This is a genomic window from Staphylococcus sp. 231237_7MaSpsaltlick (assembly GCF_043107035.1).
In genome coordinates this window covers 1-1,217 of the sequence record NZ_JBICNX010000141.1, presented here as the reverse complement: position 1 = coordinate 1,217, position 1,217 = coordinate 1, and the positions used below count along the sequence as shown (strand labels likewise).

Genomic DNA, 1,217 nt, shown 5'->3' with positions numbered 1-1,217 from the left:
AGCTAGTACGATTGTATTCATAGTGCAATTCCTCTCTATAATTTAATATTTGTGCTACAACACCTTTAGACAGGTGTTGTAGCGAATTTATTGTGTAACATATTCTAACCATTACAGGTCGATATCTCCGTTTTTATCCCATTCATTTGCTTGTGCAATCATGTCTCCAAGTAAATGATGTGGATGTTTAGAATCAAATGGTAAGGGCATATTGGATTCGCTTTTATCAGCTAGACCAAAAATATGGGCGTAAGATTTATCAAGCTTAATGTGATAAAACACAATTGTTGTTGGTTTGCCTGCTTTGTCTTTGACACTACGCTTGGTTGTTTTACGATTGGCATCTGAATGTATATAATCTTTATCTCGCAGCGCATCGATAACGTTATTCACATCTTGATATTGGTTTTCTTCCAACATACGTTTAAAGACATCTTTAAGGATTTTGACTTGAATACAATTATCCTTTAATTCAATAAGTCCATAATTTTCTACCATGGTTGATAATCTATTATCATCAGAAAATTTCCCTCTATTCTGTGCAACAAATTGTGTAATCGTTTCGAGTGCTTTATCAGCAAGAGACCGCTCACTTACTGAATCTGAATGGTAAGTGAGTAAGTAATTTCTAATCGCATCCAAATCTATGGGCGTCGCAATAACACGTTCGAATATACGAGCAGATGTCGTAATCGCTGCATAGCGTTTGAACATACGAATACCTGTATGACTCGTTTCATTTTTTAATTGTTTTTTGAACCAATCATGTTCCGCGTGAAACCATTTAATTACTTCACCTTCACGATTTAAAAGATATTCAGCTACTAATGGCATTACATGCCCATAGTTGACGGATGTAGCCTTTTTAATCGCATCTGCATTGTCAGCACTCGTCGTAAATGCTTCTGATATTTCAATGGTACGAACATTTAATCCATCATTACGTGCACTATTATTTAAAACACTGTGTTCTGCCGTACTTATCACTGAGGTCCCCCAATTTTTGAGTGCTTTGACATTACCATCTATATTAGATCGTTGTCGGCCTTGTCCTTCTGCCAGACTGTACAACAACCCAGTAGTGTCTTTGAAGGTTGCAGCCGATAATTCGTCCAATACGATAGGCAAACCATAATTGTTACTTAAATATCCTTCAAGCGCATTTCTAGTACCATTCCAAGACCTAAAAAGTGTATTACTACCTTTAGTAGGATTGC

Annotated in this window: 1 protein-coding gene; it reads right to left on the bottom strand. The window is 36.4% G+C overall.

What is annotated here, in order from left to right; genetic code table 11:
- Nucleotides 1-111: 111 nt before the first annotated feature.
- Nucleotides 112-1,217, bottom strand: a 1,106-nt coding sequence (locus tag ACF91D_RS30455; RefSeq protein ID WP_392438483.1) for a DUF927 domain-containing protein, incomplete at its 5' end; no start/stop codon positions are given.